Raw genomic sequence first — 1,081 nt, 5'->3', positions numbered from 1 at the left:
TGTACTGACCATGGACGTTGGTGACGGCGTGTCGGGCTGACATAGCGAAGACCTCCGGGTGAAGTGCGAGCTGCCAAGCAAACGCATTCACCAGTCGGAGGTCTTCGTGGTCCACCGTAACGCCCCGTTGTCGGAGCTGGGCCGGTTGCGGCTTGCTCGTTGTGTCGTCGATGACGGTTGGCCGCTGCGGCGGGCGGCCGAACGGTTCCAGGTCTCGGCCACGACCGCCAAACGGTGGGCTGAGCGATACCGGGCGGGCGGCGCCGCCGCGATGACCGACCGGTCCAGCCGCCCGCACCGCAGTCCGCGCCGGGTCCCGACACGCACCGAACGCCGCATCATCAAACTACGAGTCCTGCGCAGATGGGGCCCGGCCCGCATCGGCTACCTGCTCGGCCTGCACCCCTCGACGGTGCACCGGGTGCTGACCCGCTACCAGCTGGCGCGCCTGCGGTGGCTGGATCGGGCCACCGGGCGAGTGGTGCGCCGCTACGAACACCCCGCACCGGGAGATCTGGTGCACGTGGATGTGAAGAAACTCGGAAAGATCCCCGACGGTGGTGGCTGGCGCGCGGTCGGCCGTGCGACCGGCGCCCGCAACGCCCGCGCCCATACCCGCCGACGACGCAACCAGCATCCCGTGATCGGCTACCACTACCTGCACACCGCCCTGGACGATCACTCCCGGCTGGCTTACAGCGAACTGCTGGGTGACGAACGCAAAGACACCGCCGCGGCGTTCTGGACCCGCGCGAACGCCTGGTTCACCGCCAACGGCATCACCGTACGGAAAGTGTTGTCCGACAACGGTTCCTGCTACCGGTCACGCGCCTTCGCCGACGCGCTCGGTGAGGTGGCACACCAACGCACCCGCCCGTACCGGCCGCAAACCAACGGCAAGGTCGAACGCTTCCACCGCACCCTGGCCGACGAATGGGCCTACGCGCGCACCTACCGCAGCGACACCGAACGCTGCCAAGAATTCACCCACTGGCTCCACACCTACAACCACCACCGCAACCACACCGCACTCGGCGGACACCCACCAGCCAGCCGCGTCCCCAACCTCACAGGACAGAAC

1 protein-coding gene is annotated in these 1,081 nt (G+C 68.1%); it reads left to right on the top strand.

The genetic code is table 11. From position 1 onward, the window contains the following. Positions 1 to 106: 106 nt before the first annotated feature. On the top strand, positions 107 to 1,081 hold a 975-nt coding region (locus NNI01S_RS32960), incomplete at its 3' end, for an IS481 family transposase (protein WP_063025455.1).

Origin of the sequence: Nocardia niwae NBRC 108934 = DSM 45340 (genome assembly GCF_001613465.1) — a bacterium.
In the GTDB taxonomy this organism is placed as follows: Bacteria; Actinomycetota; Actinomycetes; order Mycobacteriales; family Mycobacteriaceae; genus Nocardia; species Nocardia niwae.
Note: the sequence above shows the minus strand (reverse complement) of the source record. Positions and strands in the feature narration are given on the sequence as shown.